The organism is Variovorax sp. P4_D9, assembly GCF_056401695.1.
In genome coordinates, this window is record NZ_JBFUIU010000898.1 from 1 (window position 1) to 3,431 (window position 3,431).

Sequence of the window (3,431 nt, forward strand, 5' to 3'; positions counted from 1 at the left end):
GATCCAGGCTTTCGGCTTCGAAGCGGAGAAGCATGCGGTGCCGGAACAGGACGTGAAGGACTACGGCCTCGAGTCGATCACCAACCTGATCGTGCGCCGCCAGTACGGCAGCGGCGGCCGCACGGTCGCGCTCAATGCGCACGGCGACGTCGTGCCACCCGGCGAAGGCTGGACGCACGACCCCTACGGCGGCGAGATCGACGGCGGCAGCCTCTATGGCCGCGCCACGGCCGTCAGCAAGAGCGACTTCGCGAGCTTCACCTTCGCGGTGCGCGCGCTCGAGGCCGTCGCCAAGCCTGCGCATGGCAGCGTCGAGCTGCACTTCACCTACGACGAGGAGTTCGGCGGCATCCTGGGCCCGGGCTGGCTGCTCAAGAAGGGCCTAACCAAGCCCGACCTGATGATCGCCGCCGGCTTCAGCTATGAGGTCGTCACGGCGCACAACGGCTGCCTGCAGATGGAAGTCACGGTGCACGGCAAGATGGCGCACGCGGCCATTCCGACCACCGGCGTCGATGCGCTGCAGGGCGCGGTCCGCATCCTGAATGCGCTCTATGCGCAGAACACGCGTTACCAGCAGGTCAGCTCGAAGGTCGAGGGCATCACGTATCCGTATCTCAACGTGGGCCGCATCGAGGGCGGCACCAACACGAATGTCGTGCCCGGCAAGGTGGTCTTCAAGCTCGACCGCCGCATGATCCCCGAAGAGAATCCGGTCGAGGTCGAGGCCGACATCCGCAAGGTGATCGCCGATGCGGCGGCCGAGATGCCCGGCATTACGGTCGACATCAAGCGCATGCTGCTCGCCAACTCGATGAAGCCGCTGGCCGGCAACAAGCCGCTGGTGGATGCGATCCAGAAGCACGGCCAGGCGCTCTTCGGCGAGCCGATCAAGGCCATGGGCACGCCGCTCTACACCGACGTGCGGCTGTATGGCGAGGCCGGCATCCCGGGTGTGATCTATGGCGCCGGCCCGCGCACCGTGCTCGAGTCGCATGCCAAGCGCAACGACGAGCGCGTGGTGCTTGAGGATCTGCGGCGCGCCACCAAGGTCATCGCGCGCACGCTGAGCGACCTGCTCACCTGAGACCTTGCGGCACAGACCAACAGCTGCGCCGCAGTTTGTTGCTCTGTCCTCAACTGATCAGAGATCAGAGCGCTCCATATCGACTGAGCGCTCCGGCGATCGATCAGCGATCCTGAGGCAGCGGCGGGCGGGGCTCGGCCGCCGAGGCGAGTTCGGCCAGCTGTACCTGGATGGCCTGATTGAATTCGTCCAGCGCTTCCGCCAGCGGTGCAAGGCTGGAACCCGGCGCGCCGAACTCGCTGTGGTCCCAGGCGCGCTCCAGGGCCTCGCACGCCAGGATCACGCGCTTGGCGTCGACCATCCGGGCCGCACCCTTGATCTTGTGCGCGACGGATGCCGCCTCGGCGTACGCGCCTGAAGCGACGTGCACGGCGATCTCCTGAGCATCGCTCAGGTTGGTCCGCAGCAGCGCCTCGAGCAAGCGGGTCTCGACCTGGACTTCACCGTCGGACATGCCGCGCAACGCCAGCCGATCGAACGCATCCTTCGAGATCACCTGCGGGCTCGGCGGAGGCGGAGGCGGCGCCACCGCGCCCGCATCACCCAGGTGTCGATGGAGAACCTCCGACAGTGCATCGAGGCTGAAGGGCTTCATCAGTCACTCGTCCATTCCGGCCTCCAGGGCATGGCGACGCTCCTCCTCCTCCTGGACATGCGCCGTACAGCCGAGCACCGGGCGACGCGGCAGTTGGCGCTGGCGTTCCAGATCGCGGATGGCGGTGCGCAGGGATCGGGCGGACGGGCCCGACGCCGGGCCGGCGCCGGCTACCTCGGCCGGGAAGTCAGGCAGCGCGTGAGCCGCCCTGGACCTGGTAGCCGTTCTGGTAGATGCCGATCACAAGGCCGCTGACCTTGTCGGATGGCCGGGCGGTGACGAAGCTGTTGCAGCCCGCCTGATAGACGACGATGGTGCAGGCCGCACTCCTGCTCAGCGTACGTGCCACGCCGGTGGCCTGGCTGGCGGTCGGATAGGAGTTCATCCCGCGTCTCCTTTCTGGATGCTCGACTGGATCGCGATGTCAGGAGCGCGCCGCTTCCAGCAGGCCCTCGATCGCGAGCATCACAGCTTCGCGTGCGTCTTTCGAAGGGGTGCCTTCGATCAGCAGTTGACGAACGAGACCGAGGGTGTTGATGAGCTCCGCCTCCATCTCCGTGAGCAAGGGAATCACCTGGAAGTGGGGGTACTTGCCTCTCGCGCCTATGGGTCGTCCGGGACCGGAGAGGTCGACGTCATAGCCTTCGCTGATTGCTTGTTGTTGCGTCTTCATAAGGCTCACAAGGGCGGGTGGTGGAAGCGGGGCCCGCGAGGGCCTCACAGGAGTAAATGTAATACATTGTGTCTAATCTCTCTCGAAGTAACAAGAATATTCATTAGCCCGCCACTTGCGTGTGTGCGCAGGGCGCGGGTTTTCCGCCATATGGCGGGCCGACGTTGTATACAGTTTCGCGTACAGAACGGTGAACGATTCAGGCCCAGGCGCCGTTCGCGTGGTTTTCTTGTCTCACGCTGCCCAGGAGTACATGCAATGACGGCTGCTTCGCATCCCATCCATCCGGTCGATCAGCGCCTGCCGGCCGGCAAACTCGCCGCCCTCGGCCTGCAGCACGTGCTGGTGATGTATGCGGGTGCCGTGGCGGTTCCGCTGATCGTCGGCCGCGCGCTCAAGCTCAGTCCGCAAGAGGTCGCGCTGCTGATCTCCGCCGATCTCTTCTGCTGCGGCGTCGCGACGCTGATCCAGGCGCTCGGCGCCACCCAGTGGTTCGGCATCAAGCTGCCGGTGATGATGGGCGTGACCTTCGCGTCGGTCGCACCGATGGTCGCGATCGCCAACGCCAACCCGGGCCAGGCCGGCGCGCAGTTGCTGTTCGGCGCCATCATCGGCGCCGGCGTGATCTCGATCCTGATCGCGCCGATGGTCTCGCGCATGCTGCGCTTCTTCCCGCCGGTGGTCACCGGCACCATCATCGCGGTGATCGGCATCAGCCTGATGCGGGTCGGCATCAACTGGATCTTCGGCAACCCGGTCGGCCCGACGGCGCCGGCGCTGGTCGACCCGGTGTATGCCAAGTGGCTGGCCGACGTGACCTCGCCCGGCTCGGCCGTGCCGCCGGTGCCCAAGGGCCTGTCGATCGTGCCGTCGGTGCCGAACCCCAAGTACGCCGACCTCGGCGGCCTGGCCATCGCGGCGCTGGTACTGGTGTCGATCCTGCTGATCGTCAAGTACGCCAAGGGTTTCATCGCCAACATCTCGGTGCTGCTCGGGATCGTCATCGGCGCCGTGGTTGCCACCGCCTTCGGCTTCATGACCTTCGAGAAGGTCGGCAGCGCCGCCTGGTTCGACAT

The 3,431-nt window shown here is 66.0% G+C and carries 5 protein-coding genes; 2 read left to right on the top strand and 3 right to left on the bottom strand.

Annotated elements, in window-relative coordinates; all coding sequences use genetic code 11:
- The coding region (locus AC1DY5_RS47880; RefSeq protein ID WP_478121372.1) for a M20 family metallopeptidase at positions 1-1,087 on the top strand (1,087 nt) is incomplete at its 5' end.
- Between the two features lie 103 nt (positions 1,088-1,190).
- Here AC1DY5_RS47880 and AC1DY5_RS47885 read toward each other — a convergent pair.
- The 3 genes from AC1DY5_RS47885 to AC1DY5_RS47895 form a co-directional block, all read right to left on the bottom strand.
- Positions 1,191-1,682 carry an Hpt domain-containing protein gene (locus AC1DY5_RS47885; RefSeq protein ID WP_478121373.1) on the bottom strand — a complete coding sequence of 164 codons (492 nt, stop codon included), beginning with the start codon at positions 1,680-1,682 and terminating at the stop codon, positions 1,191-1,193.
- 187 nt (positions 1,683-1,869) lie between these two features.
- Positions 1,870-2,067, bottom strand: coding sequence for a hypothetical protein (locus AC1DY5_RS47890; RefSeq protein WP_478121374.1), 198 nt, complete (start codon positions 2,065-2,067; stop codon positions 1,870-1,872).
- A 39-nt stretch (positions 2,068-2,106) separates the two neighbouring features.
- The gene (locus AC1DY5_RS47895) at positions 2,107-2,355 is read right to left on the bottom strand and encodes a hypothetical protein (RefSeq protein ID WP_478121375.1); all 249 of its coding nucleotides are present in this window, start codon (positions 2,353-2,355) and stop codon (positions 2,107-2,109) included.
- A 258-nt stretch (positions 2,356-2,613) separates the two neighbouring features.
- Between AC1DY5_RS47895 and AC1DY5_RS47900 the strand changes: the two genes are divergently transcribed.
- On the top strand, positions 2,614-3,431 hold an 818-nt coding region (locus tag AC1DY5_RS47900; RefSeq protein ID WP_478121376.1), incomplete at its 3' end, for a solute carrier family 23 protein.